At 36.9% G+C, this 16,250-nt stretch carries 31 protein-coding genes; all 31 read right to left on the bottom strand.

The features are described from left to right. Positions 1-24: 24 nt before the first annotated feature. Complete coding sequence (locus HYQ40_04310) at positions 25-831, bottom strand: energy-coupling factor transporter transmembrane protein EcfT (GenBank protein ID MBZ6526989.1); 807 nt, start codon at positions 829-831, stop codon at positions 25-27. Further along, positions 831-1,727, bottom strand: coding sequence for an energy-coupling factor ABC transporter ATP-binding protein (locus HYQ40_04315; GenBank protein MBZ6526990.1), 897 nt, complete (start codon positions 1,725-1,727; stop codon positions 831-833). Before HYQ40_04315 ends, HYQ40_04310 begins: the two co-directional genes overlap by 1 nt. Further along, the gene (locus HYQ40_04320) at positions 1,697-2,536 is read right to left on the bottom strand and encodes an energy-coupling factor ABC transporter ATP-binding protein (protein MBZ6526991.1); all 840 of its coding nucleotides are present in this window, start codon (positions 2,534-2,536) and stop codon (positions 1,697-1,699) included. The genes HYQ40_04315 and HYQ40_04320 overlap by 31 nt, the downstream gene beginning before the upstream one ends. A gap of 256 nt (positions 2,537-2,792) precedes the next feature. Next, entirely contained in the window at positions 2,793-3,173 is a 381-nt protein-coding gene (rplQ, locus tag HYQ40_04325; protein MBZ6526992.1) for a 50S ribosomal protein L17, read from the bottom strand. Between the two features lie 42 nt (positions 3,174-3,215). Beyond that, on the bottom strand, positions 3,216-4,160 hold the full coding sequence (locus HYQ40_04330; protein ID MBZ6526993.1) for a DNA-directed RNA polymerase subunit alpha: 945 nt from the start codon (positions 4,158-4,160) through the stop codon (positions 3,216-3,218). 85 nt (positions 4,161-4,245) lie between these two features. Continuing rightward, complete coding sequence (gene rpsK / locus HYQ40_04335; protein MBZ6526994.1) at positions 4,246-4,638, bottom strand: 30S ribosomal protein S11; 393 nt, start codon at positions 4,636-4,638, stop codon at positions 4,246-4,248. Between the two features lie 31 nt (positions 4,639-4,669). After that, positions 4,670-5,032 (bottom strand): 30S ribosomal protein S13, encoded by a 363-nt coding sequence (rpsM, locus tag HYQ40_04340; GenBank protein MBZ6526995.1) that lies wholly within the window; start codon positions 5,030-5,032, stop codon positions 4,670-4,672. Positions 5,033-5,059: 27 nt separating this feature from the next. Further along, positions 5,060-5,173 (bottom strand): 50S ribosomal protein L36, encoded by a 114-nt coding sequence (gene rpmJ, locus HYQ40_04345; GenBank protein MBZ6526996.1) that lies wholly within the window; start codon positions 5,171-5,173, stop codon positions 5,060-5,062. Positions 5,174-5,205: 32 nt separating this feature from the next. Further along, positions 5,206-5,424 (bottom strand): translation initiation factor IF-1, encoded by a 219-nt coding sequence (infA, locus tag HYQ40_04350; protein ID MBZ6526997.1) that lies wholly within the window; start codon positions 5,422-5,424, stop codon positions 5,206-5,208. A 45-nt stretch (positions 5,425-5,469) separates the two neighbouring features. Further along, positions 5,470-6,120 carry an adenylate kinase gene (locus HYQ40_04355; GenBank protein ID MBZ6526998.1) on the bottom strand — a complete coding sequence of 217 codons (651 nt, stop codon included), beginning with the start codon at positions 6,118-6,120 and terminating at the stop codon, positions 5,470-5,472. Between the two features lie 35 nt (positions 6,121-6,155). Then, complete coding sequence (gene secY, locus HYQ40_04360; protein ID MBZ6526999.1) at positions 6,156-7,451, bottom strand: preprotein translocase subunit SecY; 1,296 nt, start codon at positions 7,449-7,451, stop codon at positions 6,156-6,158. Beyond that, positions 7,451-7,891 (bottom strand): 50S ribosomal protein L15, encoded by a 441-nt coding sequence (rplO, locus tag HYQ40_04365; protein ID MBZ6527000.1) that lies wholly within the window; start codon positions 7,889-7,891, stop codon positions 7,451-7,453. Before rplO ends, secY begins: the two co-directional genes overlap by 1 nt. Positions 7,892-7,924: 33 nt before the next feature. Then, positions 7,925-8,104, bottom strand: coding sequence for a 50S ribosomal protein L30 (gene rpmD / locus HYQ40_04370; GenBank protein MBZ6527001.1), 180 nt, complete (start codon positions 8,102-8,104; stop codon positions 7,925-7,927). 11 nt (positions 8,105-8,115) lie between these two features. Then, entirely contained in the window at positions 8,116-8,619 is a 504-nt protein-coding gene (gene rpsE, locus HYQ40_04375) for a 30S ribosomal protein S5 (GenBank protein MBZ6527002.1), read from the bottom strand. A 21-nt stretch (positions 8,620-8,640) separates the two neighbouring features. Continuing rightward, a complete protein-coding gene (gene rplR / locus HYQ40_04380) occupies positions 8,641-9,000 on the bottom strand; it encodes a 50S ribosomal protein L18 (protein MBZ6527003.1) in 360 nt (119 codons plus the stop codon). Between the two features lie 25 nt (positions 9,001-9,025). Continuing rightward, complete coding sequence (gene rplF / locus HYQ40_04385; protein ID MBZ6527004.1) at positions 9,026-9,562, bottom strand: 50S ribosomal protein L6; 537 nt, start codon at positions 9,560-9,562, stop codon at positions 9,026-9,028. Positions 9,563-9,603: 41 nt separating this feature from the next. Next, a complete protein-coding gene (gene rpsH / locus HYQ40_04390) occupies positions 9,604-10,002 on the bottom strand; it encodes a 30S ribosomal protein S8 (protein MBZ6527005.1) in 399 nt (132 codons plus the stop codon). Between the two features lie 34 nt (positions 10,003-10,036). Beyond that, positions 10,037-10,222 (bottom strand): type Z 30S ribosomal protein S14, encoded by a 186-nt coding sequence (locus tag HYQ40_04395; GenBank protein MBZ6527006.1) that lies wholly within the window; start codon positions 10,220-10,222, stop codon positions 10,037-10,039. An 18-nt stretch (positions 10,223-10,240) separates the two neighbouring features. Next, complete coding sequence (rplE, locus tag HYQ40_04400; GenBank protein ID MBZ6527007.1) at positions 10,241-10,783, bottom strand: 50S ribosomal protein L5; 543 nt, start codon at positions 10,781-10,783, stop codon at positions 10,241-10,243. Between the two features lie 27 nt (positions 10,784-10,810). Beyond that, positions 10,811-11,113, bottom strand: a complete 303-nt coding sequence (gene rplX, locus HYQ40_04405; protein ID MBZ6527008.1) for a 50S ribosomal protein L24 — start codon at positions 11,111-11,113, stop codon at positions 10,811-10,813. 26 nt (positions 11,114-11,139) lie between these two features. Then, a complete protein-coding gene (gene rplN / locus HYQ40_04410; GenBank protein ID MBZ6527009.1) occupies positions 11,140-11,508 on the bottom strand; it encodes a 50S ribosomal protein L14 in 369 nt (122 codons plus the stop codon). A gap of 34 nt (positions 11,509-11,542) precedes the next feature. Continuing rightward, positions 11,543-11,809, bottom strand: a complete 267-nt coding sequence (gene rpsQ / locus HYQ40_04415; GenBank protein ID MBZ6527010.1) for a 30S ribosomal protein S17 — start codon at positions 11,807-11,809, stop codon at positions 11,543-11,545. 20 nt (positions 11,810-11,829) lie between these two features. After that, the gene (gene rpmC, locus HYQ40_04420) at positions 11,830-12,024 is read right to left on the bottom strand and encodes a 50S ribosomal protein L29 (protein MBZ6527011.1); all 195 of its coding nucleotides are present in this window, start codon (positions 12,022-12,024) and stop codon (positions 11,830-11,832) included. Further along, on the bottom strand, positions 12,014-12,448 hold the full coding sequence (rplP, locus tag HYQ40_04425; GenBank protein ID MBZ6527012.1) for a 50S ribosomal protein L16: 435 nt from the start codon (positions 12,446-12,448) through the stop codon (positions 12,014-12,016). Before rplP ends, rpmC begins: the two co-directional genes overlap by 11 nt. Before the next feature lie 2 nt (positions 12,449-12,450). Beyond that, the gene (gene rpsC, locus HYQ40_04430) at positions 12,451-13,110 is read right to left on the bottom strand and encodes a 30S ribosomal protein S3 (protein ID MBZ6527013.1); all 660 of its coding nucleotides are present in this window, start codon (positions 13,108-13,110) and stop codon (positions 12,451-12,453) included. Positions 13,111-13,113: 3 nt separating this feature from the next. Further along, positions 13,114-13,470: a 50S ribosomal protein L22 gene (rplV, locus tag HYQ40_04435; GenBank protein ID MBZ6527014.1), complete on the bottom strand. Its 357-nt coding sequence runs from the start codon at positions 13,468-13,470 to the stop codon at positions 13,114-13,116. A 17-nt stretch (positions 13,471-13,487) separates the two neighbouring features. Further along, positions 13,488-13,769, bottom strand: a complete 282-nt coding sequence (gene rpsS, locus HYQ40_04440; GenBank protein ID MBZ6527015.1) for a 30S ribosomal protein S19 — start codon at positions 13,767-13,769, stop codon at positions 13,488-13,490. Between the two features lie 36 nt (positions 13,770-13,805). Then, the gene (rplB, locus tag HYQ40_04445; GenBank protein MBZ6527016.1) at positions 13,806-14,636 is read right to left on the bottom strand and encodes a 50S ribosomal protein L2; all 831 of its coding nucleotides are present in this window, start codon (positions 14,634-14,636) and stop codon (positions 13,806-13,808) included. A gap of 34 nt (positions 14,637-14,670) precedes the next feature. Continuing rightward, a complete protein-coding gene (gene rplW / locus HYQ40_04450) occupies positions 14,671-14,970 on the bottom strand; it encodes a 50S ribosomal protein L23 (protein ID MBZ6527017.1) in 300 nt (99 codons plus the stop codon). Next, the gene (gene rplD, locus HYQ40_04455) at positions 14,970-15,593 is read right to left on the bottom strand and encodes a 50S ribosomal protein L4 (GenBank protein ID MBZ6527018.1); all 624 of its coding nucleotides are present in this window, start codon (positions 15,591-15,593) and stop codon (positions 14,970-14,972) included. Before rplD ends, rplW begins: the two co-directional genes overlap by 1 nt. Before the next feature lie 20 nt (positions 15,594-15,613). Continuing rightward, on the bottom strand, positions 15,614-16,246 hold the full coding sequence (rplC, locus tag HYQ40_04460) for a 50S ribosomal protein L3 (GenBank protein ID MBZ6527019.1): 633 nt from the start codon (positions 16,244-16,246) through the stop codon (positions 15,614-15,616). Between the last annotated feature and the right edge of the window lie 4 nt (positions 16,247-16,250).

Genomic DNA, 16,250 nt, shown 5'->3' on the forward strand with positions numbered 1-16,250 from the left:
TTTCCCCTCCTAATTTCGTATCGTTTAGCCAACTACAAAGCGCAAAGCTATAAGCGATACAGTTACGAATAACAGTACAACAACAGCATAAGCGTCTATTTTAGAATATTTTAACTGTCTATATTTTGTTCGGCCTTCTCCGCCTCGATAACCACGCGCTTCCATAGCAACAGCCATCTCATCGGCTCGATTAAAAGCACTAACGAAAAGTGGAATTAAGATTGGTACCATCGCTTTAATGCGATCAATAAAACTACCTTCATCAAATTCAACTCCACGTGCTCTTTGTGCATTCATAATTTTTTGAGCTTCATCCATTAACGTTGGAACATAACGCAAAGCAATGGATAACATTAATGCTACTTCATGAGCTGGGAAGCCTAAGCGAGTTAATGGACGTAATAAGTGTTCTATTCCATCTGTTAACTCTAAAGGTGCTGTCGTTAAGGTCAAGATCGTTGACATCATAATAATTAATACTAAACGCATAAAGATATATACGGCATTCAGTACACCTAAGGATGTTATTGTGATTGGACCTAATTGAAAGTATACCGTTCCTCCAACTGTGAATAACATTTGAAAGACTACCGTAAACATAATTATCCATAACATCGGACGAATCCCACGTAAAAAATATGAAATAGAAATATCACTCAATTTAATAACTAAAAATACAAAAGCCGCAAGTAACAAGTATGACAACCAATGATTAGCAAGAAAAACAATTACGATAAAGAAAAAGCTTCCTAGTAATTTTGTTCTCGGGTCTAATTCATGAATGACTGACTCCCCTTGAATATAACGACCTAAAAGTAATTTATCAAACATTACTGTGACACCTCTTTTCCTAGTGTCTGTGACTGTTTAATTTTCACTATTTCATCTGCTAATTGATCAATTGTAATGGGTTGAGCTTCTTTAATATAATTCGTATGTAGATTGTTATCTATATCTTTGAAGAACTTCAGTGATTGTGGCAGCGACAATTGCAGTGATTCAAGCTTACTTTCATCACTAAAGATATCCAGTGGCGCACCAGATTTAGCAATCGTTCCGTTTTCCATGACTATAACATTATCAGCATATAAGGCCACATCTTCCATCTGATGAGTTACTAATACTAGAGTTAAGTTTTGTTCTTTGTGTAAATTCACAAACATCTCAAGCATATACTTTTGTCCTGCTGGGTCTAAACCAGCTGTTGGTTCATCTAATACAAGTACATTTGGCTCTAAGGCTAAGACCCCAGCAATAGCAACTCTTCTCATCTGTCCCCCACTCAAATCGAATGGTGAACGATCATACAAATTCTCTGGTAAACCAACTAATGATAGTTTTTCTCGTGCAATACGTTCAGCTTCTTCTTCTGATACTCCGAAATTTAATGGTCCAAACATAACATCTTTTAAAACAGTTTCTTCGAATAATTGAGATTCAGGAAATTGAAAAACAACACTTACTTGCTTTCTCAATGCTTTAAGATTTTTATTCTTAGAATCATGAGTGATTTTTTCACCATTTATTGTTATTGTACCTTGTGTTGGCCTCAGTAAAACATTTAAATGTTGAATCAGTGTCGATTTTCCAGATCCAGTATGTCCAATAATTGCAGTTATCTTTCCTTTTGGAATATTTAAACTGACATTACTTAACGCTGAAACAGCGAAAGGACTATTAGCATTATATACATGGTCTACGTTGTTAAATACGATTGGATTATCCATTGTAATAAAGCCTCCTCCTCGAAATATTCGTCAGGTACTTCCACTCCACGTTCTATTAATGCATGTTTCAACTTTTGAGTGAAAGGTAGATCAAGTCCCATATCAATTAAGTTTTCACCCAAATTAAAGATATCTTCAGGAACTCCTTCATTTTGCTTCTCTCCTGCTTGCATAACAATAATACGATCTGCTTTAGAAGCTTCGTCAATATCATGAGTAATAGAAATAACAGTTAAGTCATGCTGTTCTTTTACTTTTTCAATTGCTTCAATAACTTCTTCACGACCCAACGGATCTAACATTGCCGTTGCTTCATCAAGTAGAATAACATCCGGTCGTAATGCGATAACACTTGCTAAAGCAACACGTTGTTTTTGTCCTCCAGATAATCGAGCTGGTTCTTTCTTTTTATGATCTGACATTCTAACTTGCAGTAATGCTTCATCAACTCGTTGAATCATCTCTAGACGTTCTACTCCATTATTTTCGAGGCCGAATGCCACATCGTCTTCAACAGTTGCACCTACGAATTGGTTATCTGGATTTTGGAACACCATTCCAACTGATCTTCTAGCTTCCCAAACGGTTTCTTCATTTAATAATTGACCATTAATGAAGACTTCTCCACTTTCGGGTACTAACAGACCATTCATTATTTTAGCTAAAGTAGATTTACCAGAACCATTCGGTCCGATTAATGCAACCCATTCTCCTTTATGAATGGATAGATTCACATTTGATAGTGCAAACGAATCTACACCTTGATACTGAAATGATATATCTTTTAGTTCGATGATAGGGCTTGTCATAGTCATCTTCCTTTCGCGACGCATCTTGCTGTTTTTTTCATAGTTAAATATACCATTAATGTTGTGAAAATTTCTCACTAGAATCATAAACTTAACTATAAAAAAAGCACTTACGATAGAAGCACATTGATTGGAGGAGAAAATCTCCTCCAATCTAAGCAATAAAAATATTGCTTGTGCATTAGAGCTAGACCAAATTATTGATCATAACACTCTCCATCATTAAGTGACTAAACTATTGGTTCTTATTTAACTATTAAACTAACTCTAAGATTACCATTGGAGCTGCGTCACCACGTCTTGGACCTTTTTTAAGGATACGTGTATAACCTCCATTACGGCTTTCATAACGGTTAGCATAATTATCAAATAAACGATCTAATACTGATTCAATGATTACTTCGTCATCTTCGATACGAGCATCAGCTATTTCGCGGCGTAAGAATGAAGCTGCCTTACGACGTGAAGCTAAGTCACCTTTTTTACCTAATGTAATCATTTTTTCAACAGTTTTACGAACTTCTTTAGCACGAGCTTCAGTTGTTACGATACTTTCGTTGATAATTACATCAGTCGTTAAATCACGTAGTAATGCTTTACGTTGAGTACTTGTACGTCCTAATTTACGGTATGCCATTAAGATTCCTCCATTTCTTATATAATAAACCCTATTGATCTACTATTCGTCGTCTTTCAGACCTAGGCCAAGATCATCTAATTTGCCTTTAACTTCAGCTAATGATTTACGTCCTAAGTTACGAACTTTCATCATTTCTGCTTCTGTTTTGTTTGTAAGTTCTTGAATTGTATTAATTCCAGCACGTTTTAAGCAGTTGTAAGAACGAACAGATAAGTCTAGTTCCTCAATTGTCATGATAAGAACTTTTTCTTTTTCTGCTTCTTCCTTTTCAACCATAATTTCAGCTTCACGAGCTTCATCGTTTAAGTTTACAAAGATATTTAAATGTTCAGTCAATATTTTTGCAGCTAAACTTAATGATTTTTCTGGACTAATAGATCCGTCTGTCCAAATGTCTAAAGTTAATTTATCGAACACATTTTTTTGACCAATGCGAGTATTTTCTACTTGATAATTCACTTTTTCAATTGGTGTATAAATTGAATCGATTGGTAATACACCGATTGGCATATCATCAGTCTTATTGTAGTCGCTACGTGCATAGCCTCGACCGTTTGAAACATTAATTCGCATGTTCAATTCTGCGTCTTGAGCTAAGGTACAAATATGTAAATCAGGATTTAAAATTTGTACATCATTATCATGAATAATGTCTGCAGCAGTTACTGTTTTTGGACCCGTAACATTTAATTCAATTACTTTGCTTTCATCCGTGTGCAATTTAAGGGCTAACTTCTTTAAGTTTAAAATGATCGTTGGAACATCTTCAACTACACCATCGACTGTAGCAAACTCATGTAGTACACCATCAATTTGAATATTAGTTACTGCTGCACCTGGTAAGGAAGATAGCAGAATACGACGTAATGAGTTTCCAAGAGTTGTTCCATATCCACGTTCTAATGGTTCAATCACGATCTTGCCAAATTTTTCGTCTTCACTGACTTCAACCGTTGTAATCTCTGGTTTTTCAATCTCGATCATTAGTAATTTTCCCCTTTCAATACGTTATGTCTCAATGATAATTTTGTAGCAACATTAATATATTTCAATTATAAAGCAATTATCATTAAACACGACGACGTTTTGGTGGGCGAGCACCATTATGTGGGATTGGGGTAACGTCACGAATAGCTGATACTTCTAATCCAGCTGCTTGTAATGAACGAATTGCTGATTCACGACCAGAACCTGGTCCTTTAACTGCAACTTCTACAGATTTCATACCATGTTCCATTGCGCCTTTAGCAGCAACTTCTGATGCCATTTGAGCTGCGAATGGAGTAGATTTTTTTGATCCGCGGAATCCTAATGATCCAGCTGATGACCAAGAAAGTGCGTTACCATTCTCGTCAGTAATCATAACGATTGTGTTATTGAATGTAGAACGAATATGTGCAATTCCACGTTCAATATTTTTTCTGTCGCGACGACGTCTACGAGCTTGTTGTCTTTTTGCCATGAAGTCTTAACCTCCCTTTTAAATTAATTAATTATTTCTTACCTTGTACTGATTTCTTAGGACCTTTACGAGTACGTGCATTGTTTTTAGTGTTTTGTCCGCGAACTGGTAAGTTACGACGGTGACGGTTACCACGGTATGAACCGATTTCTTGTAATCGTTTGATGTCTAAACTTACTTCACGACGTAAGTCACCTTCAACTTTGATTCCGTCAACAATAGAACGTAAACGGTCTAATTCATCGTTTGAAAGATCTTGCACGCGAGTGTTCTCAGATACATTTGCATCTGCACAGATTTGTTTTGCTGTAGTATTCCCGATACCAAATACATATGTTAATGAAATAACGATACGTTTGTCACGTGGAATATCAACTCCTGCTATACGAGCCATAGACTAGTTTCCTCCTTCTTCTTAAAATTAACCTTGACGTTGTTTGTGTTTTGGATTTTCGCAAATTACCATTACTTTACCGTTACGGCGGATAACTTTGCATTTCTCACAAATTGGTTTTACTGATGCTCTAACTTTCATCATTTTCCCTCCTTAAACTTCTTAACCATCGACTATTTAAAGCGATATGTAATTCGACCTTTAGTCAAATCATAAGGAGACATTTCAACTGTTACTTTATCTCCTGGCAAAATACGGATATAGTTCATACGAATTTTACCTGAAACATGAGCTAAAATTTCGTGGCCATTTTCTAATTCAACTTTGAACATTGCATTTGGCAAGGTTTCTAAAATTATTCCTTCTACTTCAATAACATCATCTTTAGCCATTAATACTTCCTCCTTTTTTTACCAGTTAGTGAAATGCTTTTGTATCTATTCTCCAAGAATATTACGTATCTCACGATAAACTACTTCAATCGGATTTTCACCACTAATGCGGTGTAGTATGTTTTTATCATCGTAGAATTCTAAGATCGGTTTGATTGATTCCATCTGTAAGTTAATACGGTGTCTAACTTTTTCAGGTTTGTCGTCTTCACGTTGATAGAAATCGTGAGAACCACAGCTATCACAAACTCCGTCAACAGAAGGTGGATTGTATACTTTATGATAAGTAGCTCCACAGTCACGACAAATAATTCGACCACTTAGACGTTCTTCTAGGACTTCTGAATTAACATCAATATAAATAACAGCGTCAATATCAGAATTCATATCTTTTAAATTCTCTTCTAGTGCATGTGCTTGTTGAAGCGTTCTTGGGTAGCCGTCTAACATAAATCCATCAGCTTGAACATCTGTTTGTGATAAACGCTCGCGAACTAAGTTGTTCGTAACATCATCAGGCACAAGATTACCAGCATCAGTATATGATTTAGCTTCTAATCCCAATTTCGTTTCATTCTTTATTGCTTCACGGAAGATATCCCCTGTAGCAATATGTACCATTGGATAGTCTTTGGAGATATGTTCACTTTGTGTTCCTTTCCCTGCTCCGGGAAGGCCCATTAATAAAATATTCATATATAAATCGTCCTTACTTATTTAGTATCGATGAACTATTGATAAAGAAATCCTTTATAGCGACGTTTAACCATTCTACCTTCGATTTGTTTAGTTGTCTCAATTGCAACACCTACAACAATCAAAATACTTGTTCCACTTAGTGATATATTCATTGGTATTTCCCAGATAAATCCAGCAACAATCGGCAAGACGGCAATTAATGTTAGATATAATGCGCCGACCCCACTTAAACGATTAATTAGTCGTGTAATAAATGTCTCAGTATCATTACCAGGACGTACACTTGGAATATAAGCGCCTTGTTTCTGTAAGTTTTCTGCTACTTTTTCAGGGTTAACCTGAATTAATGAATAAAAGTATGTAAAGGCAATTAATAAGACAGTATAGAATACTGCACCTAATGGATGTTGTAAATTAAACAAGTTTCCGAAAAATTGCATCACGGGTCCAGCGTTTTCTGTACTTAAGAAAGAAAAGATAGTTTGCGGTGTTGTTATAAATGATGTTGCGAAAATCACGGGTATAACACCAGCAGAGTTAATCTTTAACGGCAGGTGAGCAGTATGTCTGGCACCTGAAGCTTTCTTAGAGTGATGAATTGGAATACGTCTTTGTGCTCTTTCCATTAGAACAACAATTACAATACTTATTACGATAACCATAACAATTGCTAGTAAAATTAACAAGTTTTGAGTAAGCTCGCTACCTGCTATACCAGAAATTGAGTTTTGGAAGAATCCGTAAAAGTCTTTAGGTACTTCTGCGATAATACCGGCAAAGATCAACATTGATACTCCGTTACCGACACCATTACGTGTGATTTGCTCACCTAACCATACTAGGAACATTGTTCCAGAAGTTAAGATTAAAGCTATCGTCAAGTATGTAGCAGTTGTTGGGTTATCAATTAGTCCTAAACCAGATAACTGGTTGAATCCAAATGATAAACCTAAAGATTGAATAAATCCTAAAACTATAGCCGCGTATGTAGTTGATTGATTTAACTTACGTCTACCGACCTCACCTTGTTTGGCCCACTCGGTAAATTTAGGTACTAAGTCCATCTGCAATAATTGCATAATGATTGATGCTGTAATGTATGGTGAAACACCCATCGCAAAGATAGAATATCTCTGAAGTGCTCCCCCACCAAAAGTATTCAATAAGCCTAATACCCCAGTATTACTTAATGATTGTAAAGCTCCAGCATTAACGCCTGGAACTGGGATATGTGAACCTAAACGGAATACTGCAAAGATAAACAAAGTAAAAAGAATTCTACGTCGAATATCTCTAACAGCGAATGCATTTTTCAAGAAGGAAAACATTAAATCACCTCGATCGATCCACCAGCAGCAGTGATTGCTTCTTCAGCAGATTTAGAGAACTTAGCAGCTTGTACTGTTAATTTCTTTTCTAAATTACCATCACCTAAAATTTTAACTCCTGACAATTCGTTTTTCACAACTCCAGATTCAATTAATAAAGCTGGTGTAACTGTTGTGCCATCTTCAAAACGGTTTAATGTTTCTAAGTTCACTACTGCATAATCTTTACGATTAATGTTAGTGAAACCACGTTTTGGTAAACGACGGAATAAAGGTTGTTGTCCACCTTCAAATCCTAAACGTACTCCTCCACCTGAGCGTGCTTTTTGACCTTTTTGTCCACGACCAGCAGTCTTTCCGTTACCTGAACCTTGACCACGCCCAACACGGTTACGTAATTTGCGAGATCCTTCAGCAGGTTGTAATGTATGAAGTTTCATTCCTTCGGCACCTCCTTATATAAGATTTTATACTTAAGCTTCTTTGACTTCTACCATATGGCTTATTGTACGAACCATTCCACGAACAGATTCATTATCTGGTTTTACTACAGTTTTATTAAGCTTTGTTAAACCTAATGCCTTTGCAGTTTGAATTTGGTTTTGTTTACGTCCAATAAAGCTACGTTTTAATGTAATTTCTAAGTTGGCCATTAAATGTCCTCCTATCCTAAAAGTTCTTCAACTGACTTGCCACGTAATGCAGCAACTTGTTCAGCTTCTTTAAGATTTTTTAGACCTTCAATAGTTGCAGTAATCATATTAATTGGTGTGTTTGAACCAAGTGATTTACTTGTTACGTCAGCAATTCCAGCTAACTCAATAACGGCACGAACTGGGCCACCAGCGGCAACTCCAGATCCGGCTGTTGCAGGTTTAAGTAATACTTGACCTCCACAGAATTCACCAATAACTTCATGAGGAATAGTTGTTCCTGATGTAGGTACTTTAATCATGTTTCTCTTAGCATCTTCGATTCCTTTACGGATAGCTTCTGGTACTTCTTGAGCTTTACCTGTACCGAAACCAACGTGACCATTTTTGTCACCAACGACTACTAAAGCAGAGAAACGTAGACGACGTCCACCTTTAACAACTTTAGTTACGCGGTTAATGGCAACTACGCGATCTTCAATTTCGCCTAATGTTGCTGGATTAATAAATTCCATTAAACAGTGTTCCCCTTTCTATTAAAATTCTAAGCCGTTTTCACGAGCAGCTACAGCTAATGCTTCAACGCGTCCGTGATATACATATCCACCACGGTCAAATACAACTGCTTTATGTCCAGCAGCTGTTGCGCGTTCAGCGATTAATTTACCAACTGATGCAGCTTGTTCGACTTTAGTTCCATTTGATTTAACTTCTTCGTCTTGAGAAGAGGCACTGACTAGCGTCACACCCGCTACGTCATCAATTAATTGAGCGTAGATGTTCGTATTCGAACGGAATACGTTTAAGCGTGGGCACTCTGCAGTACCAGAGATTCTATTACGGATACGTAAATGTCTTTTCTTACGTAATTTATTTCTTTCTGGTTTTGAAATCATTTTGTCACCTCTTTAATTTTATTTATTATTTACCAGTTTTACCTTCTTTACGGCGAACAAATTCACCAACATAGCGAATTCCTTTACCTTTATACGGCTCTGGTGGACGAACTGCACGAATGTTTGCTGCTAATTCTCCAACTTTTTCTTTGTTGAATCCTTGAACTACGATTTGTGTGTTTGAAGGAACTTCAAAATCAACACCTTCGCTTGCTTCAAATTCAACTGGATGTGATAAACCAACACTTAAAGTAAGTTTGTTACCTTGTTTTTGTGCACGGTAACCAACACCAATTAGTTCTAATTCTTTTTTAAATCCTGTAGATACACCCTCGATCATGTTAGCAATTAACGAACGAGTAGTACCATGGATTGAGCGGTTGGCTTTATTGTCATTTGGACGAGTGAAAGTGATTTCGTTATCCGCGATTTCTAATGAAATTACTGGTGATAATTCACGAGTTAATTCGCCTTTTGGCCCTTTAACAGTTGCTGTAGTACCATTTAGTTCTACGGTAACTCCTGATGGAATTACTACAGGTTTTTTACCTATACGACTCACAGTACCGCACCTCCTTATATTTTATAATATTTATCTACAAATTACCAAACGTATGCTAGGATTTCTCCACCGATACTTTCGTTTCTAGCAACTTTGTCAGTTACTAATCCACGAGAAGTTGAAACGATCGCGATTCCTAATCCGTTTAATACTTTAGGGATATCTTCTGATTTAGCGTAAACACGTAAACCAGGTTTTGAAATACGTTTTAGTCCAGTAATAACTTTTTCGTTATTACGTCCGTATTTTAAGTTTAATTTAATTACATTTTGTTTGTTATCTTCAGTTACCTCATAACCTTTGATGAAACCTTCGTTTTTTAAGATTTCAGCAATTGCCACTTTTGTATTAGAAGATGGTGCTGTTACAGATGTATGTTTTTGTGCGTTTGCATTACGGATTCTTGTTAAAAAATCTGCAATTGGATCTGTCATTACCATGTGTATTTACCTCCTTAGATTAAAAGTATTTGAATTACCAGCTTGCTTTCTTAACGCCAGGAATTTGTCCTTTATAAGCAAGTTCACGGAAGCAAATACGGCAAAGTTTGAACTTACGGTAAACTGAATGTGGACGACCACAACGTTCACAACGTGTATATTCTCTTACTTGGAATTTTGCTGTACGACGATTTTTTTCTACCATTGATTTTTTAGCCAATACGATTCGCCTCCTTTATTATTTTTTAAACGGCATACCTAACTCTTTAAGTAGGGCATGTGATTCTTCATCAGTTTTAGCTGTTGTAACGATAACAATGTCCATTCCTCGAACTTTATCTACGTTATCGTAGTTAATTTCCGGGAAAATTAATTGTTCTTTAACACCTAAAGTATAGTTTCCACGACCATCAAACGCTTTGTTTGAGATCCCTTGGAAGTCACGTACACGTGGTAATGATACTGAGATTAATTTATCTAAGAAATCATACATTCTTTGACCACGTAAAGTAACTTTAGCACCAATTGGCATTCCCTCACGAAGACGGAATCCAGCAATCGATTTCTTTGCTTTAGTAATAACTGGTTTTTGTCCAGTTAATAATGTTAATTCTGCAACTGCTTTGTCTAAGTTCTTAGCATTTGAAACGGCGTCACCAACACCCATGTTAACAACAATTTTGTCAACTTTTGGTACTTCCATTACTGAAGAATAGTTGAATTGTTCAACTAATTTGTTAGTGATTTCGTTTTTATATCTTTCTTTTAAACGGCTTTCCATTAAAGTTTGTCCTCCTTCCCAAAAAAATTAGTTAAGTGTTGTATCAGATTTTTTAGAGTAACGTACTTTTTTACCATCTTCGAAACGGTAACCAACACGTGTTGCTTCTCCGTTTGAATCTACTAATTTTACGTTTGATACATGAATTGGAGCAGGGAATTCTTCGATTCCACCTGTTGCCATTTGAGTAGGTTTTTGGTGACGTTTGTGGATATTTAACCCTTCAACGATCACTTTATCTTGCTTAGGTAAAGTTTTAAGAACTGTTCCTGTTTCGCCTTTATCTTTACCAGTAATAATTTTTACTGTATCTCCTGATTTAATGCGCATGAATTGTTTCCTCCTTCGTAATTGGATTAAAGAACTTCTGGAGCTAATGATACGATACGCATAAAGTTGTTTTCACGTAATTCACGTGCAACTGGTCCAAAAATACGTGTTCCACGAGGTGTCTTATCATCACGAATAATGACACATGCATTTTCGTCAAATTTAATATAAGACCCATCACTACGACGAGCTCCTGTTTTTGTGCGTACGATTACTGCTTTTACTACTTCACCTTTTTTGACAACTCCACCAGGTGTTGCATGTTTAACTGTTGCAACAATTACATCACCAATGTTAGCTGTTTTACGACCTGATCCACCCAGTACTTTAATAGTTAATACTTCACGTGCACCAGAGTTATCGGCAACCTTTAATCGACTTTCTTGTTGAATCATTCTGATGTCCTCCTTCCGGTTTCTTCTTTATGTATTAGATAATTACAGCTTCTTCAACGATATCTAATAAACGGAAGCGTTTCGTTTTAGATAAGGGACGAGTTTCCATAATACGAACGATGTCGCCTTCTTTAGCGCTATTGTTTTCATCATGTGCTGTATATTTCTTTGAATATTTAACACGTTTACCATATTTAGGGTGTACTACACGAGTCTCAACAACAACAGAAATTGTTTTATCTCCTTTGTCTGAAACGACACGACCACGGTAAACTTTACGTTTGTTACGTTCTTCAGTCATTTAACATCTGCCTCCTTTTATTATTTAGTCAGTTCTTGTTCACGTAAGACAGTTTTAATACGAGCAATTGTTTTACGTACTTGACGTAAACGGGCAGTGTTTTCTAATTGTCCTGTTGCTAATTGGAATCGAAGATTGAATAATTCTTTTTTATATTCTTTTTCTTTGTTAACCATATCAGCAGTGGATAATTCTCTAATATCTTTAATTTGCATTCGATTCACCACCATATTCTTCACGTTTTACGAATTTTGTTTTAATCGGTAATTTGTTTGATGCCAGACGGAAAGCTTCACGAGCTACCTCTTCAGAGACTCCATCAATTTCAAACATGATTTTACCACGTTTAACTGGTGCAACCCATCCTTCTGGAGCACCTTTACCTTTACCCATACGGATTCCGATTGGCTTAGATGTATACGACTTGTGAGGGAAGATTTTAATCCATACTTTCCCACCACGTTTCATATAACGTGTCATAGCGATACGAGCTGCTTCGATTTGACGGTTTGTGATCCATTTAGATTCAATAGCTCTTAAACCATATGTTCCAAAGTCAATGTTTTTTCCACCTTTTGCTTCTCCACGCATTTTACCACGGAATTCACGACGGTGTTTTACACGTTTAGGTACTAACATGATTAATTTCCTCCTCTCTGATTGTTTTCAGTTGCTGCAGGAAGGATTTCTCCACGACAGATCCATACTTTAACACCTAGTTTACCGTATGTAGTATCTGCTTCTTCCCAAGCGTAATCAATATCTGAGCGAAGTGTATGTAATGGAACTGTACCTTCACTGTAGTGTTCAGTACGTGCCATATCAGCACCATTTAAACGTCCAGATACTTGTGTTTTAACTCCTTGTGCACCAGCACGCATAACACGTTGGATAGCTTGCTTTTGAGCACGACGGAATGCAACACGGTTTTCTAATTGACGAGCAATATCTTCAGCTACTAATTTAGCATCTAAGTTTGCTTGTTTGATTTCTACAATGTTGATGTGTACTTTTTTACCAGTTAAGTTATTTAACTTAGTACGTAATGCATCAACTTCAGATCCACCTTTACCAATAACCATTCCTGGCTTAGCAGTATGAACTGAAACAATAACACGGTTAGCTGCACGTTCAATTTGGATTGTCGAAATTGAAGCGTCTGAAAGTTTACCGTAGATGTACTCACGAATGCGTAAATCTTCATGTAGGAATTCGGCATACTTCTTATCAGCATACCACTTAGCATCCCAATCACGGATTACGCCAACACGCATACCAATTGGATGTACTTTTTGACCCATGTATTATGCCTCCTCTTTCTCTGATACCACAATTGTGATGTGGCTTGTTCTCTTGTTAATTGGTGAAGCTGATCCTTTTGCACGTGGACGGAAACGTTTCATCGTTGGTCCTTCGTTCACGAATGCTTCACTAACAAATAAGTTCTCTAAATCTAAATCATAGTTGTGTTCCGCGTTAGCAATTGCTGACATTAAGACTTTCTCGACAGCAGGTGATGCTGATCTTGGTGTGAATTTCAGTATAGAAATTGCTTCACCTATGCTTTTTCCTCTAATTAAATCAGTTACTAGACGAACTTTACGAGGGGCAATGCGGATTGTTTTTGCTGTTGCTGTTGCAGATGTAATTTGTTCTGACATCTAAATTCCCTCCTTTATTAACGTCTTCCAGTTTTCTTATCGTCATTTGCATGACCTTTATATGTACGAGTTGGTGCGAATTCACCCAATTTATGCCCTACCATATCTTCTTGGATGTATACTGGGACATGTCTACGTCCATCATATACTGCAATTGTTAAACCAATGAAGTTTGGGAAAATTGTTGAACGACGCGACCATGTTTTAATAACTTGTTTTTTCTGAGCATCTGCTTGAGCTTCTACTTTTTTCATTAAGTGTGCATCAATAAATGGCCCTTTTTTCAAACTACGACTCACAGTGTAGCCTCCCTTCGAAAATTTAATCTATAGCGATTATTTCTTACGTCCACGAATAATTAATTTACTTGATTTTTTCTTCTTGTTACGAGTTTTAAGACCAAGTGTCTTTTTACCCCATGGTGACATTGGACTTGGGCGCCCGATTGGAGCTTTACCTTCACCACCACCGTGTGGGTGATCGTTAGGGTTCATTACAGATCCACGAACAGTTGGACGTTTAGATAACCAACGTTTACGACCTGCTTTACCAATGTTAATTAATTCGTGTTGCTCGTTACCAACAGTACCGATTGTTGCACGACATGTTGATAAGATCATACGAACTTCACCTGAAGCTAAACGTACTAATGTATATTTACCTTCTTGACCTAATACTTGAGCACTTGTACCAGCAGAACGAACTAATTGTCCACCTTTACCTGGTTTTAACTCAATATTATGAACAACAGAACCAACAGGAATGTTGATTAATGGTAATGCATTCCCTACTTTGATATCCGCGTCTGCACCAGATTCAATCTTTTGACCAACTTTTAGTCCTTTTGGTGCGATGATGTATGTTTTGATTCCATCTTCGTAGTTTACTAATGCGATGTTCGCGCTACGGTTTGGATCATATTCGATAGTTTTAACTGTTCCAACTACGTTATCTTTGTTACGTTTGAAGTCGATAACACGGTATGCACGTTTGTGTCCACCACCGTTGTGACGAACTGTAATTTTACCTTGGCTGTTACGACCAGCGTTTTGTTTTTTCGATTCTATTAATGATTTTTCAGGAGTTTTAGTTGTAATCTCTGAGAAGTCATAACCAGTCATATTACGACGACCGTTAGTTATCGGTTTGTAGTGTTTAATTGCCACTCGAATTCCCTCCTACTTGACTTATTTTAGTGAATTATTCTGCGTCTTCTGATTCGAATAATTCGATGTTAGCTGAATCAGCTTTTAATGTAACGATTGCTTTTTTGTATTTACGTGTGAATCCTGAATGACGACCCATACGTTTTGCTTTTCCATCAACGTTGATAGTATTTACTTTATCTACTTTAACGCCTTCAAACATAGCCTCAACAGCTTGTTTAATAAGGTTTTTGTTAGCACGACGATCTACTTCAAAAGTGTATTTATTATCGTCAATGTTATACATAGATTGCTCAGTAATTACTGGACGTAGGATTACTTCTGAAAATTCCATTATGCTAATGCCTCCTCTACTGTTGATAATGCTGCTTGTGTGATTAATACTCTGTCGTAATTTACAACATCTAATACGTTCATGTTGTTCTCATCAATAACTTTAACGTTATCAATGTTACGAGCTGATAAGTATGCGTTCTCGTTGTTGTTTTCTAAAACGATTAATGTTTTAGTATCTAAGCTTAAGTTAGATAAAATACCTTTAAGGTCTTTTGTTTTTGGTGCATCTAAGCTTAATCCATCAACAACTACAAATTTATCTTCAGCAACTTTTTGTGATAATGCTGATAAAATTGCTAAACGACGAACTTTTCTTGGTAATTTGTAACTGTATGAACGAGGTGTCGGACCAAAGACAACTCCTCCACCAACCCATTGTGGTGAGCGGATAGATCCTTGACGTGCACGACCTGTTCCTTTTTGTCTCCAAGGTTTACGTCCACCACCGCGAACTGCGCTACGGTTTTTAACTGCGTGCGAGCCTTGACGTAATGATGCACGTTGCATAATAATTGCATCGAACATAACACTTTCGTTTGGTTCGATACCAAAGATTGATTCGTTTAACTCAACTTCTCCAGCTTGCGATCCGTCTTGTTTAAATAAAGTAACTTTTGTCATTCTCGTTCCTCCCCTCTTAATTAGTTAGATTTAATTGCTTTTTTAATTTGTACTAAAGATTTTTTCGATCCCGGTACGTTACCTTTAATAAGGATAACATTATCTTCAGGATTAACTGCTACGATTTCTAAGTTTTGAATCGTTACTTGCTCACTACCAGTTTGTCCAGGTAATTTTTTACCTTTCAAAACACGTGATGGTGAAGCTGCCATTGCCATCGCACCTGGGCGACGATGGAAACGAGATCCATGAGACATTGGTCCACGAGCTTGGCCGTGACGTTTAATTACCCCTTGGAAACCTTTACCTTTTGAAGTTCCAGTTACATCGATGATGTCTCCGACTGCGAATGTTTCTACAGTGATTTCTTGCCCTACTTCATAATCTCCTAGCTCGACATCACGAAATTCGCGAATGAAGCGCTTAGGAGTAGCGTTTGCTTTCGCTACATGACCCTTATGAGGTTTGTTAGCTAATACTTCACGTTTGTCTTGGAAACCTAATTGTACAGATTCATATCCATCTGTTTCATTTGATTTCACTTGTAATACAACGTTTGGTTGAGCTTCAACTACTGTTACAGGGATCAGCTCACCATTCTCCGTAAAGAATTGCGTCATTCCTACTTTTGTTCCTAAGATTCCTTTGGTCATGAGT

The organism is Aerococcaceae bacterium DSM 111021 (assembly GCA_020112395.1).
In the GTDB taxonomy this organism is placed as follows: domain Bacteria; phylum Bacillota; class Bacilli; order Lactobacillales; family Aerococcaceae; genus Ruoffia.